The sequence below is a fragment of the Allobosea sp. LjRoot9 genome (genome assembly GCF_964252745.1).
Lineage (GTDB): Bacteria > Pseudomonadota > Alphaproteobacteria > Rhizobiales > Beijerinckiaceae > Allobosea.
Genome location: NZ_CAXUPC020000003.1, coordinates 486,246 through 501,227, shown reverse-complemented (window position 1 = coordinate 501,227; position 14,982 = coordinate 486,246). Strand labels below are relative to the sequence as shown.

The 14,982-nt window shown below is 65.8% G+C and carries 17 protein-coding genes; 5 read left to right on the top strand and 12 right to left on the bottom strand.

Features of this window, described 5'->3' with window-relative positions:
- Positions 1-61 precede the first annotated feature (61 nt).
- The 4 genes from purE (at position 62) to ACSQ3P_RS16840 (ending at position 3,300) form a co-directional block, all read left to right on the top strand.
- Positions 62-583: a 5-(carboxyamino)imidazole ribonucleotide mutase gene (gene purE, locus ACSQ3P_RS16855; RefSeq protein WP_069693009.1), complete on the top strand. Its 522-nt coding sequence runs from the start codon at positions 62-64 to the stop codon at positions 581-583.
- Complete coding sequence (locus ACSQ3P_RS16850) at positions 580-1,680, top strand: 5-(carboxyamino)imidazole ribonucleotide synthase (RefSeq protein WP_436166676.1); 1,101 nt, start codon at positions 580-582, stop codon at positions 1,678-1,680. Before purE ends, ACSQ3P_RS16850 begins: the two co-directional genes overlap by 4 nt.
- A 287-nt stretch (positions 1,681-1,967) precedes the next feature.
- Complete coding sequence (rpsU, locus tag ACSQ3P_RS16845; RefSeq protein WP_069693011.1) at positions 1,968-2,201, top strand: 30S ribosomal protein S21; 234 nt, start codon at positions 1,968-1,970, stop codon at positions 2,199-2,201.
- Positions 2,202-2,427: 226 nt separating this feature from the next.
- Positions 2,428-3,300 (top strand): tetratricopeptide repeat protein, encoded by an 873-nt coding sequence (locus tag ACSQ3P_RS16840; protein ID WP_436166675.1) that lies wholly within the window; start codon positions 2,428-2,430, stop codon positions 3,298-3,300.
- An 8-nt stretch (positions 3,301-3,308) separates the two neighbouring features.
- On the opposite strand, the gene ACSQ3P_RS16835 is transcribed toward ACSQ3P_RS16840, so the two are convergent.
- From ACSQ3P_RS16835 to ACSQ3P_RS16805, 7 genes are all read right to left on the bottom strand, one after another.
- Complete coding sequence (locus ACSQ3P_RS16835; RefSeq protein ID WP_436166674.1) at positions 3,309-4,154, bottom strand: alpha/beta hydrolase; 846 nt, start codon at positions 4,152-4,154, stop codon at positions 3,309-3,311.
- 41 nt (positions 4,155-4,195) lie between these two features.
- On the bottom strand, positions 4,196-4,675 hold the full coding sequence (locus tag ACSQ3P_RS16830; RefSeq protein WP_436166673.1) for an N-acetyltransferase family protein: 480 nt from the start codon (positions 4,673-4,675) through the stop codon (positions 4,196-4,198).
- A gap of 90 nt (positions 4,676-4,765) precedes the next feature.
- Positions 4,766-6,172: an NAD(P)(+) transhydrogenase (Re/Si-specific) subunit beta gene (locus ACSQ3P_RS16825; protein ID WP_436166672.1), complete on the bottom strand. Its 1,407-nt coding sequence runs from the start codon at positions 6,170-6,172 to the stop codon at positions 4,766-4,768.
- A gap of 6 nt (positions 6,173-6,178) precedes the next feature.
- Complete coding sequence (locus tag ACSQ3P_RS16820) at positions 6,179-6,610, bottom strand: NAD(P) transhydrogenase subunit alpha (RefSeq protein ID WP_069693016.1); 432 nt, start codon at positions 6,608-6,610, stop codon at positions 6,179-6,181.
- Between the two features lie 26 nt (positions 6,611-6,636).
- A complete protein-coding gene (locus ACSQ3P_RS16815; RefSeq protein ID WP_436166671.1) occupies positions 6,637-7,776 on the bottom strand; it encodes a Re/Si-specific NAD(P)(+) transhydrogenase subunit alpha in 1,140 nt (379 codons plus the stop codon).
- 38 nt (positions 7,777-7,814) lie between these two features.
- Positions 7,815-8,102 carry an aa3-type cytochrome c oxidase subunit IV gene (locus ACSQ3P_RS16810; protein WP_436166670.1) on the bottom strand — a complete coding sequence of 96 codons (288 nt, stop codon included), beginning with the start codon at positions 8,100-8,102 and terminating at the stop codon, positions 7,815-7,817.
- Between the two features lie 302 nt (positions 8,103-8,404).
- A complete protein-coding gene (locus tag ACSQ3P_RS16805) occupies positions 8,405-9,265 on the bottom strand; it encodes a LysR family transcriptional regulator (protein ID WP_436166669.1) in 861 nt (286 codons plus the stop codon).
- Between the two features lie 92 nt (positions 9,266-9,357).
- Here ACSQ3P_RS16805 and ACSQ3P_RS16800 point away from each other — a divergent pair, with 92 nt between their 5' ends.
- Positions 9,358-10,377, top strand: coding sequence for a zinc-dependent alcohol dehydrogenase family protein (locus ACSQ3P_RS16800; RefSeq protein WP_436166668.1), 1,020 nt, complete (start codon positions 9,358-9,360; stop codon positions 10,375-10,377).
- 211 nt (positions 10,378-10,588) lie between these two features.
- On the opposite strand, the gene ACSQ3P_RS16795 is transcribed toward ACSQ3P_RS16800, so the two are convergent.
- The 5 genes from ACSQ3P_RS16795 to ACSQ3P_RS16775 all read right to left on the bottom strand — a co-directional run bounded on the left by ACSQ3P_RS16795 (position 10,589) and on the right by ACSQ3P_RS16775 (position 14,896).
- On the bottom strand, positions 10,589-11,959 hold the full coding sequence (locus tag ACSQ3P_RS16795; RefSeq protein ID WP_436166667.1) for an ABC1 kinase family protein: 1,371 nt from the start codon (positions 11,957-11,959) through the stop codon (positions 10,589-10,591).
- Positions 11,960-12,075: 116 nt separating this feature from the next.
- Complete coding sequence (locus ACSQ3P_RS16790) at positions 12,076-13,224, bottom strand: hypothetical protein (RefSeq protein WP_436166666.1); 1,149 nt, start codon at positions 13,222-13,224, stop codon at positions 12,076-12,078.
- 141 nt (positions 13,225-13,365) lie between these two features.
- A complete protein-coding gene (locus tag ACSQ3P_RS16785; RefSeq protein WP_436166665.1) occupies positions 13,366-14,247 on the bottom strand; it encodes a 3-keto-5-aminohexanoate cleavage protein in 882 nt (293 codons plus the stop codon).
- Entirely contained in the window at positions 14,244-14,639 is a 396-nt protein-coding gene (locus ACSQ3P_RS16780) for a type II toxin-antitoxin system death-on-curing family toxin (protein WP_436166664.1), read from the bottom strand. The genes ACSQ3P_RS16785 and ACSQ3P_RS16780 overlap by 4 nt, the downstream gene beginning before the upstream one ends.
- Positions 14,636-14,896, bottom strand: coding sequence for an AbrB/MazE/SpoVT family DNA-binding domain-containing protein (locus tag ACSQ3P_RS16775; RefSeq protein ID WP_436166663.1), 261 nt, complete (start codon positions 14,894-14,896; stop codon positions 14,636-14,638). The genes ACSQ3P_RS16780 and ACSQ3P_RS16775 overlap by 4 nt, the downstream gene beginning before the upstream one ends.
- Between the last annotated feature and the right edge of the window lie 86 nt (positions 14,897-14,982).

Sequence of the window (14,982 nt, the reverse complement as noted above, 5' to 3'; positions counted from 1 at the left end):
TCCCGGTTTTCGGGTAACATCAGGCTCTTTCTGCCGCGAAGCTCCGGAAGCGATCCGTTTCATGGCCCAGACCAGCCCCGCCGTCGCCATCATCATGGGCAGCCAGTCCGACTGGGCGACGATGCGCCATGCCGCCGAGACGCTGGACGCGCTCGCCATCGGCTATGATGCGCGCATCGTCTCCGCCCATCGCACGCCCGACCGGATGTTCACCTTCGCCCGCGGCGCCAAGGCCGAAGGCTTCAAAGTGGTGATCGCAGGCGCCGGCGGCGCAGCTCATCTGCCAGGCATGACCGCCTCCTTGACCCCCCTGCCCGTCTTCGGCGTCCCGGTCGAATCGAAGGCGTTGTCGGGTCAGGACAGCCTGCTCTCGATCGTGCAGATGCCGGCCGGCATCCCGGTCGGCACGCTCGCCATCGGCCGCGCCGGCGCGGTCAACGCCGCTCTCCTCGCCGCTGCCGTGCTGGCGCTCAGCGACGAGGCGCTGGCCAAGCGTCTCGACGCCTACCGCGCCCGCCAGAGCGCCGCGATCGCCGAACATCCGGTGAAGGACGAGACACGCCCCGCGAAGGACGAAAAATGAGCACGCCCGATTCCAGCGGCCTTGCCCCTGGCGCCATGCTCGGCATCCTGGGCGGCGGCCAGCTCGCCCGCATGCTCGCGCTCGCCGCCGCCGATCTCGGCATTCGCGCCCATATCTTCGCGCCGGAGCCCGACAGCCCGGCTTTCGACGTGGCGGCCCGCCATACCGTCGGCGACTATGAGGATGAAGCGGCGCTGGCGCGCTTCGCCGATGCAGTCGACGTCGTGACCTATGAATTCGAGAACGTGCCGGCCGCGACCGCAGCCTTCCTGGCAGCGCGCACGCCGCTGCACCCCGGAGCGCGCGCGCTCGCGGTAACGCAGGACCGGCTCAGCGAGAAAAGCTTCGTCGCCGAGCTGGGCTTGGCCGTAGCCCCATTCCGCGCCGTCGATTCGCTGGCTGATCTCGAGGCCGCCGTCGCCGATCTCGGCCGCCCCAGCATCCTGAAGACGCGGCGCTTCGGCTATGATGGCAAGGGCCAGGTCAAGATCGCCGCCGGAAGCGACCTCGCCGAAGCCTATGAGGCGATCGGCCATTTCTCCGCGATCCTGGAAGGCTTCGTGCCCTTCACGCGCGAGGTGTCGGTCGTCGCGGCGCGCGGCGCCGACGGCGCATTCGCCGCCTTCGACGTCTGCGAGAACGAGCATCGCGACCATATCCTCGCCTTCACCCGCGTGCCGGCGCAGCTGTCACAGAAGACGGGCGAGGCCGCCATCGCTGCCGCACGGCGGATCGGCGACGCGCTCGGCTATATCGGCGTCTTCGCGGTCGAGATGTTCGTGGTCGGCGAAGGTCCGGCCGAGCGCGTGATCGTCAACGAGATCGCGCCGCGTGTGCATAATTCCGGGCATTGGACCAGCGAGGGCGCACAGACCTCCCAGTTCCACCAGCATGTCCGCGCCGTCTGCGGCTTCCCGCTCGGCTCGGCGGCGCGGCGCGGCCGTGTCGAGATGGAGAATCTCATCGGCGTTGCGGCCTTGCGCTGGCGCGACCTCCTGGCCGAGCCCGGCGCGCATCTGCATCTCTACGGCAAGCGCGACGCCCGTCCGGGCCGCAAGATGGGCCATGTCACGCGGGTCACGCCCGAAAAAACCTGATCCAGAGCAGGATGCGAAAAAGCGGGCACCGGTTTTTCGCATCCTGCTCTCACTCTTAGATGAGAGACGGCTTCAGATTTCAGCTGGGATCACTCTGTGATCCCAGCTGAAATCATCCGGTTCCAGAACGCAAAGGCGCGCGAAACCCGATTTTTCGCGCATTTTCGCTGCATCGCGGCGTGGACAGCCGGATTGATTTCTGTTATCCGCACGATCCTTCGAGCGACCTGCCTGGCAGGCCCGCTCGCCCGACTTTTTAGACCAACCCGCTAAAGACGGACACTCACGTGCAGGTTCTCGTTCGCGACAACAATGTCGATCAGGCTCTCCGCGCTCTCAAGAAGAAGCTTCAGCGCGAAGGCGTTTTCCGCGAGATGAAGCTTCGCGGCCATTACGAGAAGCCTTCCGAGAAGAAGGCGCGCGAAAAGGCGGAAGCCGTGCGTCGCGCCCGCAAGCTGATGCGCAAGAAGCTGCAGCGCGAAGGCCTCCTGCCCGCGCCGGTGAAGCCCAAGCGCCCCTGATTTTCCTTCGTGCGGCGGCACCGGTCGCCGTCAGGGAAGATCGACTAGATCCCAACTGCGCCTGGAGCCCGCTCCGGGCGCTGTTGCTTTTCGAGCGCCGTTAACCAAGTCTTGGCACAATGCAGGCGTTGTTTCTTTCGCAGCGCGCTGTCGGTTGGGGGGCGCAATCAGGTCGCGAACGGCAAGCCTGCCGCGTGCGACAGGCAAGGCACGGAAACCAGGACCGATGAAGCAAAGCATGGATCGCGGCAGGAACTGGCTGGCCGCAGCGGGCATCACCTTGGCGCTGGCGGGCTGCGATACCGTCTCCAGTCTCGGCTCCCAGCCGGCGGTGGCGGAGATCGACACCAACTCGTCCGCCGATGCGAGCGTGAACATCGGCTCGCTGAGCGAGGTCATCTCCCGCAACCCGAACGACCCCAACGCCTACAACACGCGCGGCGCGGCCTATGCCCGGGTCGGCCGATTCTCGGACGCGATCTCCGACTTCACCAAGGCGGTGCAGATCGATCCGAATCTCGCCTCCGCCTACACCAATCGCGCCTTGGCCCTGCGCCAGAGCGGGCGCAACGATGCCGCCCTCGCCGATTTCAACCGCGCCACCACCGCCAACCCGAATTACGGACCGGCCTATGTCGGGCGCGCCAATCTGCTGCGCCTGCAAGGCAACAGCCAGCAGGCGCTGGCCGATCTCAACACCGCGATCCGCCTGAACCCTGAATCCGCCGAGGCCTTCCATGCCCGCGGGCTGGTCTACCAGAAGGAAGGCCAGCATCAGCACGCGATCTCCGATTTCGATTCGGTGATTGACCGTAACCCCTACAACGCCCCGCCCTACACGGCGCGCGGCCAGAGCCTGATCGCGGTCGGCAAATATGACGCCGCGCTCGAGGACTTCACCGCCTCGCTCAATGTCGACAACCGTAACGCCGAGGCCTGGGCCGGGCGCGGGCTCGCCTATGAGAAGCTTGGCAAGAAGGCGGAGGCGAGCGAGAGCTATCAGCGCGCGCTGAGCCTCGACGGCAACAACACAACCGCCCGCGCCGGCCAGTCGCGCCTGGGCGGCGGCGGGCTGGGCGGCGGCCTATTCCGGAGCTGAGCTGCTCCCTATTCGACCGTGCGGCTCTCAGCGCCTGCCAGAGCACCGCTCGCCACATCCGCGAGGAAGCGCCTGACCTCGGGCACCGAGCCCCGGGCCGGCAGATCTTCATGGTGGCCAGCCGGAAAGCGGATGAAGCGCTTGAGCGGGTTCGCCATCTCGTAAAGCGCCTGCCCCTGCCTGAACGGGATCACGCCGTCGCGCTCGCCATGCAGCACAAGCAGCGGCGCACGCACCCGCCCGATCACCGCCTCTGAGCGGAACTGATCCAGCATCACGAGTCGGATTGGCGCGTAAGGGTAAATCTCCTGCGCCACCGCGGCCGTCGAGAGATAGGGCGCCTCCAGGATGACCGCCGAGAGCGGGACCTCCGCCGCCAGTTGCAGCACGACGCCGGTGCCCAGCGATTCGCCATAGCCGACCAGCCGCGCTGCGCCGAAGCGCTCCACCGCCTCGCCATAGGCGGCGCGGGCATCGAGATGGATGCCTTCCTCCGTCGGGCTGCCGGTCGAGCCGCCATAGCCGCGATAATTGACAGCGAAGAGGCCGGTGCCGTCCTCCGTCAGCGCCCGGAAACGGGCCTGGCGGATGGATCTATCGAAATTGCCGGCATTGCCGTGGAAGAACAGCAGCACTGGCTTGCCTGCGCGTGGCGGCACGAGCCAGGCCACCAGCCGCTCGCCATCAGCCGTCGTCAGCGGAACCTCCATCACACCCGGCAGGTTCGCCGAAGCGATATCGGCACGCGCCGGATTGCGCGGATACATCAGGTCGCGCTGCCTGACGAAGAGGACGGCCAGCCCGGCGAAATAGAGGGCGCAGGCGACGAGCAGGAGGCGGCCGAGCAGTTTCATGCCGATCATCCTCTCCCGCCACCATGGCGGTCTCGCGACGTTCAATCGAGAACCTTGGCCATTTCCAGCGCGAAATTGCCGAAACCGGCGCGGCGATAGGCGGTCAACGCCACGTCATTGCCCTCCAGGACGCTCAGATGGAGCACCTTGCAGCCAGCCTCGCGGGCGAAGCGCTCCGCCTCCGCCAGCAGAAGCTGCCCGATCCCGGTTCCCCGGCAAGCGGCGGCGACCACGACGTTCTCGATATAGACGTGGTCGCGCAAATGCTCGTGCATGAAGGGGCCGATGCGCCCGAGCCGCAGCGCCAGATAACCGACGACCTCATCGCCCTGCTGGACGACGATCTGGGCACCGCCATACTCGGCGGCCTTTTCCGCATCGTCGGCGAGGCAGGCAGCGGCGGCAACGGGCCCAGTCGCGCGCTCCGCGCTCAACATCGCCTCATGCGCCGTCAGTTCAAGCAGCAGCGCCAGCACGGCGGGCCTGTCGCTCGCCAGCATCGGGCGGATGGAGAGTGTCACGGCAAGATCCCCATCGAAAGAAGAACTCCATACGAAAAGGGCCGGCATGACGCCGGCCCTTTGCAGCATTGTGATGCCCGCGCGACTGCGTCAGTGCGCCATCGCCTTGACGATATCGTCGGTGACCTTCTTGGCATCGCCGAACAGCATCATCGTGTTGGGCCTGAAGAACAGCTCGTTCTCGACACCGGCATAGCCAGCCGCCATGCCGCGCTTGATGAAGAGCACGGTCTTGGCCTTCTCGACGTCGAGGATCGGCATGCCGTAGATCGGCGAGGACTTGTCGGTCTTGGCGGCGGGGTTGGTGACGTCATTGGCGCCGATGACGAAGGCGACGTCGGCCTGGCCGAATTCCGAGTTGATGTCCTCGAGCTCGAAGACCTCGTCATAGGGCACATTGGCTTCGGCCAGCAGCACGTTCATATGGCCAGGCATGCGGCCCGCCACCGGATGGATGGCGTACTTCACCTCGACGCCCTCCTTCTTCAGCAGATCGGCCATCTCGCGCAGCGTATGCTGGGCCTGAGCCACCGCCATGCCGTAGCCCGGCACGATGATGACCTTGGCGGCGTTCTTCATGATGTAGGCGGCGTCATCGGCAGAGCCCTGCTTGACCGGCCGCGCTTCGACCGCCCCGGCCGCGCCCGCCGCGGCATCGTCGCCACCGAAACCGCCGAGGATGACGGAGATGAAGCTCCGGTTCATCGCCTTGCACATGATGTAGGACAGAATCGCGCCGGACGAACCGACCAGCGCGCCGGTGATGATCAGCGCCATGTTGCCGAGCGTGAAGCCGATGCCTGCAGCAGCCCAGCCGGAATAGGAGTTCAGCATCGAGACGACGACGGGCATGTCCGCGCCACCGATCGGGATGATCAGGAGCACGCCGAGCGCAAACGAGACCAGCACGATCAGCCAGAACACGACATGGCTCTCGGTCTTGATCAGGACCAGCAGCAGCACGACGAGCGCGACGCCGAGCCCGATATTGATGCCATGGCGCTGCGGCAGCATGATCGGCTTGCCGCTCATGCGCCCGTCGAGCTTGAGGAAGGCGATGATCGAGCCGGTGAAGGTGATCGCGCCGATGGCGACGCCGAGCCCCATCTCGAACAGGCTGCCGCCATGGATATGGCCGACCTGGCCGATGCCGAAGGCGCCCGGCGCATAGAGTGCAGCCGCAGCGACCAGCACCGCCGCAAGGCCCACCAGCGAGTGGAAGAAGGCCACGAGCTGCGGCATCTGCGTCATCTGCACGCGCCGGGCCATATAGGCGCCGATGCCGCCGCCGATGGCGATGCCCAGCACGACCAGGAACCAGCCGGAGAAGCCCGACGGCGGGAAGAACACCACGGTCGTCAGGATGGCGATGCCCATCCCGACCATGCCGTAGAAATTGCCCTGGCGGGACGTGGTCGGGTGCGACAGGCCCCGCAGGGCCATGATGAACAGGACGCCGGAGACGACGTAAAGCAGGGCGGAGAGATTGGCGGCCATCGGCGCTCAGCCCTTCTTCTTGTACATCGAAAGCATGCGCTCGGTGACGAGGAAGCCGCCGAAGATGTTCACTGAAGCCAGGATCAGCGCCACGAAGCCGAAGAGCTTGGCCCAGACCGGACCGTCGCCCAGCGCCGGAGCGGCCTGGACGCCGACCGCAAGCAGCGCGCCGACGACGATGACCGAGGAGATCGCATTGGTGACCGACATCAGCGGCGTGTGCAGCGCCGGCGTCACCGACCAGACCACGTAATAGCCGACGAAGACGGCGAGCACGAAGATCGCGAGGCGAAACACCGTCGGGTCGACGCCTGTCGCGACGCTTGCCGCTGCGGCGGCCTGCTCGGCGTATTTCTCGGCGAGCTCGGCCGCCTGCTTCGCCAGCGCGGCGGCGGAGCGGGCCTGTTCGAGTGCTTGTTCGGGTGTCGGATTAGCCATGGTGTCGGACTCCCCCCAGCTTTCGCTCAGGCCTTCGGCACAAAATTCGGATGGATCACCGCGCCGTCCTTGGTCAGGGCGGTCGCCTTCACCAATTCGTCGTCCCAGTTCACGGCGAGCGTCTTCGCGCTCTTGTCGATCAGCGTCTCGACGAAGGCGAAGAGGTTCTTGGCGTAGAGCTGCGACGAGGTCGCGGCCAAACGGCCGGGCACGTTGAGATGGCCGACGATCTTGACGCCATTGGGCGTGACCGCGATTTCGCCGGGCTTGGCGAGTTCGCAATTGCCACCGCGCTCGACCGCGAGATCGACGATCACGGAACCGGCCTTCATGCTCTCGACCATCGCCTTGGAGATCAGCTTCGGCGCGGGACGCCCCGGGATCAACGCGGTGGTGATGACGATGTCCTGCTTGGCGATGTGGCTCGCCGTCAGCTCGGCCTGCTTGGCCTGGTATTCCCCAGACATTTCCTTGGCGTAGCCGCCTGCCGTCTGCGCCTGCTTGAACTCGTCGTCCTCGACGGCCAGGAACTTGGCGCCAAGCGATTCGACCTGCTCCTTGGTGGCGGGGCGCACATCGGTCGCGGTCACGATCGCGCCAAGACGCCGCGCCGTCGCGATCGCTTGCAGGCCGGCGACGCCGACACCCATGATGAAGATACGCGCAGCAGGGACAGTGCCGGCCGCCGTCATCATCATCGGCAACGCCCGGCCATATTCGGCGGCGCCGTCGATCACTGCGCGATAGCCGGCGAGGTTCGCCTGCGAGGAGAGCACGTCCATGACCTGCGCGCGGGTGATGCGCGGCATGAACTCCATCGCGAAGGCCGCGACCTTGGCCTTGGCCAGGGACTCGACCGCAGCCTCGTTGCCATAAGGGTCCATAATGCCGACGACGAGCGCGCCGGACGGCAGGCCCGCGATCTCGCTTTCGGCCGGGCGGCGCACCTTGAGCACGATCGCCGCGCCCTTGAGCGCATCCTTGGCGTTCTTGGCGATGCTCGCGCCCGCCGCCTCGTAATCCGCATCATTGATGCCGGAAGCGAGCCCGGCGCCCTTCTCGACCACGATTTCGGCCCCGAGGCCGATGAACTTGCGGACGGTCTCCGGCGTCACGGCGACGCGGGTTTCCGCCCCTTGCGTTTCGGCTGGCACAGCAATGCGCATGGCAGGGCGAGGCCTTTCAGGCTTGGCGGAGGCGGATCTTACAGGAGAACGAGCGCGACCATCATCAGCGCGAAGGGAACGGCCGGAGCCTTCCAGGCAATCGACTTCGACGCGATCCCGACAACCGTGCCGACCAGCGTCAGCAAAGTGCCGATGAGGGCGACGCCCCAGGCATGCTTGGTGCCGCCCACCGCCAGCGCCGCGACGATGGCGAGGCAGGCGACGGTGCCGACCTCGGCGAAATGCATGAAGCCCTGATAGGTCCGCTCATGCTCGGCGTAGTCCATCTGCGGAATGTCGGCGGCGTGATGCCCGTGATCGGCCATGGGTGGTTCCCGAGATTGAAGAAAATCCTCTTGCCCTGTAGCGCACCCGCGTTGGGTCGGCAACGCATCGTCACCGGAATTGAGCCTGTTTATTAGGCGGATTTCCGGACTTCACGACATAAAATTGCGAGAACGGTCGGATCTAATCGATTGAAAGACCACAACCGCGGTCAAACTGACGACACAATGAGCTTAGCGCGGGCCAAAGCCTTACCTTGGGTCCAGCTTCGAACGGCATTGGCCACGATGGCTTCGAAGCCGCAGAATAAAAGCCGATGCCGGGAATTCGCCTTACGAGCTGTTCAGATGGAGCGCCCTTCCACTGCTGCTTTCAATTGTCCCACGATCAAATCCACGACGTCGGTGAGGCCGCGAAGATGGGGAGAACACAGCACCTCCAACGACAACTTGATTGTGAGTTCCGCGCCGCCGACCACAACGATTCCCGCCGGCGGTTTTTCGCCAAGGCGCCGCTGCGGCATCAGGCCGAAGCCTAATCCTTCCCGCACCAGCGCCAGTTGCAGGGTTGCATCCTGTACCTCGGCAACGATCCGCAGTTGCCAGCCGCGCCGGCTCAGCGCTGCCGCCAAGGCGCGGCGAGCATCGCAGGGCTCGGGGCTCAATATCCATGCAGCGTTTGCAAGATCTGTCTCGGCACGCTCCGGCGCCGCGACAACTCTCAGTTCCTCGTCGCAAAGCAGGCCGGCTTGTCCCGCGGCCTGCGGATCCGACAGAACGAGTACGGCGTCGAGCTGCCCGCGATGCAGCTGCTCGCGCAAGGGCTCACTCCATCCCGTCGTCAGCCGAAGCGTCACACGCGGAAAACGCCGCGCGGCCTCCGCTGCGATTGCCGCGAAATCGCGGTCAGCCAGCCCATGGGTCAGACCGAGGCGCAAAACGCCTTCCGGCTCGCCTCGTGCCGTCATCAGCCGCAGATCGGCATAGGCGGCGAGGATATCCCGGCAACGCCGCAACGCCTCCGCTCCTGCCGGCGTGAGACCCGGCGGCTTCTGCCGACGGTCGAGCAACTCCGCGCCGAGCGCTTGTTCCAGGCGCTGTATCTGGCGCGTCACTGCCGGTTGGGTCAGAGGCAGGCGCTGCGCGACCTTCTGAATCGAGCCCTCTTCCGCCAGCAGCACAAAGGTTCGCATCTCGTCGAGCATGGCTTACCTCACACGCATAATCATTCTGATTATTATGAATTTGAGATCAAGGCGCGGCAAGTCCAAGCTCCGACCTCATCAAGGAGGACGGAATGAAAGCGATCATTTTGGACAACGGCACCGGTCTCGAGCGGTTGCGATGCGTCCAGCGGCCAATTCCCGAACCGGCGCGACAGCAGGTCGTCATTCGTGTCAAGGCGGCTTCACTCAATTACCGCGATGTCGAGATCGCGGGAGGCCGCTACCACACCAGCTTTCCAGCGCCTCTCGTCCCGCTCTCCGATGGTGTCGGCGAGGTTGTCGCGATCGGCAGCGACGTGACGCGGGTCAAGGTCGGCGACCGCGTCTGCGGGACCTTCTGGCAGCGTTGGGTCGCCGGCGGCTTCGAGATGGCGCAGGCGGCCTACCAGCTCGGCGGCCCGCTTGACGGCATGCTGCGCGAATATGCCTGCCTCGACGAGCAGGGCGTGGTGCCGGCGCCCGCCCATCTCAGTCACGCCGAGGCTGCGACTCTGCCCTGCGCCGCCGTCACCGCCTGGCACTCGCTCGTCACGGAGGGCGCGCTGAAACCTGGCGACACCGTCCTCGTCCAGGGCACGGGAGGCGTCTCGCTGTTTGCCCTGCAATTTGCGATTGCGGCGGGAGCGCGCGTGATCGCGACATCCAGCAGCGACGAGAAGCTCGCCCAAGCCCGAACGCTCGGCGCCTTCGCCGGCATCAACTACCAGCGCGTGCCAGATTGGGCGGAAGCTGTCCTCGAACTGACCGAAGGGCAGGGTGTCGACCATGTCGTCGAGGTCGGCGGCCCGCAGAGCTTCGCACAATCGCTGCGTGCCACGCGGCGCGGCGGCCAGATCAGCATCATCGGATATCTCGGTGGCACCGAAGGGGCGATCAATCCGCTCGACATCTTCCGCCGGCAGCTGCGGGTCCGCGGCATCCCGGTCGGTTCGCGCGCGTCGTTCGAGGCGATGAACCGGGCAATCTCGGCGACCCGGCTGACGCCCATCATCGCTCGCCGCTTTGGCTGGACAGACATTGCCGAAGCGCTGGCTTTCCTCGAAAGCGGCACCCATTTCGGCAAGGTCGTGCTCGAATTCCCCGACCCGTGACCCGGTTCAGGCACCTAGAGCCGGATGATTTCAGATGGGCTCACGCAGTGATCCCAGCTGAAATCTGAATCCGTCTCTCATCCAAGAGTGAGGGCCGGATCAATGCGAAAAACCGGTGCCCACTTTTTCGCATCCTGCTCTTGCGTCAAGCGCGAGGCGTCACGAACGATCGCTTCGCTGAAAGCCGCGCACCCCGCATCAGCGTCCGCCACTACACGTCTGCCCGTTGGAGCCCGGCGCGCTGGAGGGCTGCCCGCTGGACCTCCGTCACCCGCGCCAGGTCGAATTCCTCGATCTCCGCCTCGAACAGCCTGTGGAAATTCAGCTCCGCATCGAGATGCAGGAAGACGCCGCCAAGCCCGATCGCGGCGCGGTCCATGAAGACGAATTCGCGCGGCACGGTCACCGGCCCGCGCTGCTTCAGGGCCTGATGCACCTGGAAGGCCTGCTTGCGGCCGTACTCGGCCGGGCTGACATCCTCGGCGATGCGGCGTGTCCGGTCTTCCAGCAGCGGCCCGTAGATGAAACGCGCCCAGATGTTCAAGGTATCGACGAGATCCTTGGTCAGCCCCTTGAAGCCCCAGGTCTCATAGGCATGCACGACGCGGGCGGCGTCGCCTTCCAGCAGGCCGCGATAGAGATCGACCACGCCGCCGACGAAACTGGGCGGGAAAATGCGGATGCAGCCATAGTCGAGCAGGTTGATGCCCGCCGGCGTGTCACCCTCTGAAAAAACGGTGTAGTTCCCCAGATGCGGATCGCCATGGATGACGCCGTGATGGCTGAAGGGCCGCCACCAGGCCTTGAACATCGCAGTCGAGATCCGGTCGCGCGCCTCCTGGCCGTCCTGCTTATGGGACAGGATCGGGCTGCCCTCGAGCCAATGCATGGTCAGGAGCCTGCGCGTCGACAATGAGGCTTCGAGCCGGGGCACGCGCACCTCCGGCGTATCGGCCAGGATCTCCTGGTAGAGCGCGATATGCTTCGCCTCGCGAATGTAATCGAGCTCCTCGCGCACCCGTGCCCCGATCTCCTTGGCGATCTCGGTCGTGTCGATCACCGGGTCCATGCGCCGGTGCAAGGCAAACAGGATGTCGAGCTGGGAGATGTCGGCCTCCACGGCCGATTCCATGTCGGGATATTGCAGCTTGCAGGCGAGCTGCACGCCCTCCAGCGTCGTCGCGCGATGCACTTGCCCCAGCGAGGCCGCGGCGGCCGGCTTCAGATCGAACTCGGCGAAGCGCTCGCGCCATTGCGGCCCGAGCTCGGCCAGCATCCGGCGCTTGACGAAGGCGGCCCCCATCGGCGGCGCCTGCGATTGCAACTTCTGCAATTCGGCGGCGTATTCCGGCGGCACCACATCGGGAATCGTGGCGACGAGCTGCGCCACCTTCATGATCGGGCCCTTCAGCCCGCCCAAGGCCTTGGCCAATGCCTCGGCATTGCCGACGTTGCGACCATCCAGCCCGAACAGGCGCGTACCGGCGATGCGTGCCGCGACCCCGCCGACATTGGCCCCGACACGGGCATAGCGCGCGGCGCGGGCGGAAAAGCGGTTGGCTTCGCTGTCGTGGTCGGACATGGGGTTCGGCGCGCCTCTGGCGGTTGCGTCGTCACGATGTAGGTCGCGCCGCCGCGAACACCAATGCAGCCGATCGCCTCAGCCGCGAGAGGTTGAGATTCTGGCGCTCCTCCCGGTCAGAGGTAGCCGACCAGTCCCTGCGAGGAATTGCCGCCCAGCCGCCCCTGGGTCGCCTGGATGCTCTGATAGGTCTGGACCAGTTGTTTGGTGAAGCCCTCGCTGATCCCGAGCGCGGCTTTTTCCTCGGCGCTCATGGCGGCATATCGGTTGACCAGGGCAAGGCTTGCGCTCGTGCCGTCGCTGCCCCCGGATGTCGCCTTCAGCGTATCGAGCACGCTCGCGCGACTGCGCTGGTCGAGTTCCGCCTTGGCCGCACGGACCTCGCCCGGCGAGAAGGCCGCGCCTTGATTGAGGGCGACCGCCGCCAAGGAGCGGTTGTCGAACTTGGCGAAATCCACCTGCTGGCCATCCTTGCGCGACGCATCGAACACAAGCTCGATGCCCTTGTCCTTCGCGCTGTTGGCCTGATCGTCCAGCAGCGAGCGCGCATTGGCGGCAACCGCGGCGATCGTGGTCTGGGGCGTCAGCGACCCGCTGGGCGTGGTTTTGCCGAGCAGGGCTTTGACGGGATCATTGGCGTTGCCGGTGTCGGGCGCCTTGCCGGGCGTCTTCCGAGCGGCGGCAGCGCCGTCGAGCAGAGCCTGCTTCTGATCCTGCCAGGCCGTGGTCGCCCGCTCGTCCGGCCCGGCCTCGTCGGCATATTTCAGCGCAGCGTCGTAAAGCGCGGCGTAATTCCCGGTATGGCGGGCAATGACGACATGCGGCGAGATCGCCGTGTCGAAGCGGGATTGCAGAGCCGCCGCGGCAGCAGTGCTCTCATCCTTGGAGAACAGCCCCTGCGCATTCGACGCCACCGCCGACAAGGTCGCGCGGCCCTGCCCGCTCAGATCGACCGCGACCTTGCCGTCGATCAGCGCCGAGGAAATGCCGAGCGCTTGATATTGCTGATCGAACCATTGCCGCGCATTCGCCGCGCGCGTGGCCAGCGTCGTGCCGGAATCGGCCGCAGTCGCTGCGGCGGTCCGCGCGAGATAGGCCTTGGCTTCGTCGGACAGGGCAACGGTCGCCGATGCCGGGAGTTGCGAGCCCGTCGTCGCATCCTCGCTGAGCAGCTGCGCGAGCGAGGGCTGGGCGTCGAGCACCGCCTGCCCGCTGCGGGTGTAGTTCAGGAGCAAGGAGGTATTGGCGCCGATGGTCGTGGACATCGCGGCTCTCCGGACGTGGCGTTCGACGCTCCGGAGCAGGGACTGTGCCAGCTTTAAGGTCTTGATAACTATGAATATGCCGCCAGGCCGCCCGGGCAGGAATTACCCTGCCCGGCAAAAACTGCTGGTCCGCCCGTCGGGTTAGCGCCGCGCCGCGAGATCAGCCCTCACCTCGACAACGCTCGCGGCCCGCCCGCCGGCCGCCTCGACCAGCTTCACCGTTTCCGCCACGAGTTCCGCATTCGTCTTCACGCAGCCGAAATGCGCGTCCTCCAGCCCGGCGCGAACGTGGACGCCGCGCGCCACGGCTGGCGCGATCAGCCCGGAAAGATCGACGCCGAGCCCCGCGATCATCACCGGCGCGCCGGGCGCATCTTCGGCCAGCAGTGCAAGATGGGCGTCGAGCGCATAGGCCTTCGGCGGAAAGCCCCAGGCGAAGGCATCGGAGAACATCAGGCGGTAGATCGGCGTCGGCAGCCCCGGATAGGCCTTGGCCAGCGCCGCGCCCAAACGTGTGAAGCCGGGCTCATAGATCGCATAGCTCGGATGGATCCTGTGGGCATGGGCCACCGCCATGCCCTCGCGGATATGCTCGCCCGGGTTCTGGTAGATGAAGCCGGGCTCGCCGCCGGGAATGCCGGCGAAGGTCGTCCAGTTGCAGGAGCCGGGATCGAGCACGCCCCATTCGACCAGGCCGCGCTTGGCGAGTTCCTCCAGATGGGTGTAGCGGCCAGAGCCGAGCATGTCGCCGGCATAGCCCGAGCCGAGGATCGGGATGGTCGGGTAGACGATGGCGTCGACCTTGGCGCGGATGCCCTCGATCGCCCGGGCATAGAGCTGCCAATCGTCGCGCTGGCGACCGGTCTCGACGTCGTAGACATGCAGATGCACGATCGCCGCCCCCGCCTCGACCGCCGCGATGCCGTCAGCAACGATGTCGGGAATGGCGATCGGAATGCCGGGCTGGCGCTCCTTGCCCCAGGGTCCGTTGATCGCGGCCTCGATCCAGATAGGGGTGGTCATGCAGGCATATCCTTGGGCCAGTTGTCGCGAATCCAGCGGGTCAGCCCCTCTTCGTCGACCTCGCTGGCGGCTAGCGCCAGAATGGCGGCAGCGGCCAGCGCATCTGCCGGCGCAAAAGGAATGCCGTTCAGGCGCAGGAACGTCATCATAGCAAGGAAGGCGGCGCGCTTGTTGCCATCGACGAACGGATGGTTCCGCGCCAATCCGAAGGCATAGGCAGCAGCGAGAGCCGCCATATCGGTCTCGCCATAAGCAAAACGGTTGATGGGACGGGCAAGCGCCGACTCGAGCAGCCCCAGATCACGGATGCCCTCCGGCCCGCCATAAATCGCAAGCTGTTCGGCATGGATGTCCCGAATCAATTCGACCGACAGCCAGAGCGGCTCGCTCACTTAGCAAGCTCGCGCATTGTATTGGCGTAGTCCTTCATGACCTGCCGCGCGATCGCCATCGCCCGAGCGTGCTGATCATCATGCCGCTGCAGTTTGACTCCACCCTCGGGCTGCCTGACCACCTCGAGCTGATCGCCCTCGGAAAAGCCCAGCTGCGCCAATAACTCCTTCGGTAGGATCAGACCGAGAGAGTTGCCGATCTTACGAATCTGGAGAACCGTCGCACCACCGGCCTCTGGTTTGCTGCGCTCGTTCATTGGCAACCCCTCCGTTATACGACATGTATAACACAACATCAGGCCGCTGTCTGCGTGGCAGACGCCATCCGCGCACTTCCCTCGTG

Excerpts from the sequence above, each read along its gene's own strand:
- purE (WP_069693009.1), top strand. The coding sequence starts at position 62 with ATGGCCCAGACCAGCCCCGCCGTCGCCATCATCATGGGCAGCCAGTCC.
- ACSQ3P_RS16850 (WP_436166676.1), top strand. The coding sequence starts at position 580 with ATGAGCACGCCCGATTCCAGCGGCCTTGCCCCTGGCGCCATGCTCGGC.
- ACSQ3P_RS16840 (WP_436166675.1), top strand. The coding sequence starts at position 2,428 with ATGAAGCAAAGCATGGATCGCGGCAGGAACTGGCTGGCCGCAGCGGGC.
- ACSQ3P_RS16835 (WP_436166674.1), bottom strand. The coding sequence starts at position 4,154 with ATGAAACTGCTCGGCCGCCTCCTGCTCGTCGCCTGCGCCCTCTATTTC.
- ACSQ3P_RS16825 (WP_436166672.1), bottom strand. The coding sequence starts at position 6,172 with ATGGCCGCCAATCTCTCCGCCCTGCTTTACGTCGTCTCCGGCGTCCTG.
- ACSQ3P_RS16820 (WP_069693016.1), bottom strand. The coding sequence starts at position 6,610 with ATGGCTAATCCGACACCCGAACAAGCACTCGAACAGGCCCGCTCCGCC.
- ACSQ3P_RS16815 (WP_436166671.1), bottom strand. The coding sequence starts at position 7,776 with ATGCGCATTGCTGTGCCAGCCGAAACGCAAGGGGCGGAAACCCGCGTC.
- ACSQ3P_RS16810 (WP_436166670.1), bottom strand. The coding sequence starts at position 8,102 with ATGGCCGATCACGGGCATCACGCCGCCGACATTCCGCAGATGGACTAC.
- ACSQ3P_RS16805 (WP_436166669.1), bottom strand. The coding sequence starts at position 9,265 with ATGCTCGACGAGATGCGAACCTTTGTGCTGCTGGCGGAAGAGGGCTCG.
- ACSQ3P_RS16800 (WP_436166668.1), top strand. The coding sequence starts at position 9,358 with ATGAAAGCGATCATTTTGGACAACGGCACCGGTCTCGAGCGGTTGCGA.
- ACSQ3P_RS16795 (WP_436166667.1), bottom strand. The coding sequence starts at position 11,959 with ATGTCCGACCACGACAGCGAAGCCAACCGCTTTTCCGCCCGCGCCGCG.
- ACSQ3P_RS16790 (WP_436166666.1), bottom strand. The coding sequence starts at position 13,224 with ATGTCCACGACCATCGGCGCCAATACCTCCTTGCTCCTGAACTACACC.
- ACSQ3P_RS16785 (WP_436166665.1), bottom strand. The coding sequence starts at position 14,247 with ATGACCACCCCTATCTGGATCGAGGCCGCGATCAACGGACCCTGGGGC.
- ACSQ3P_RS16775 (WP_436166663.1), bottom strand. The coding sequence starts at position 14,896 with ATGAACGAGCGCAGCAAACCAGAGGCCGGTGGTGCGACGGTTCTCCAG.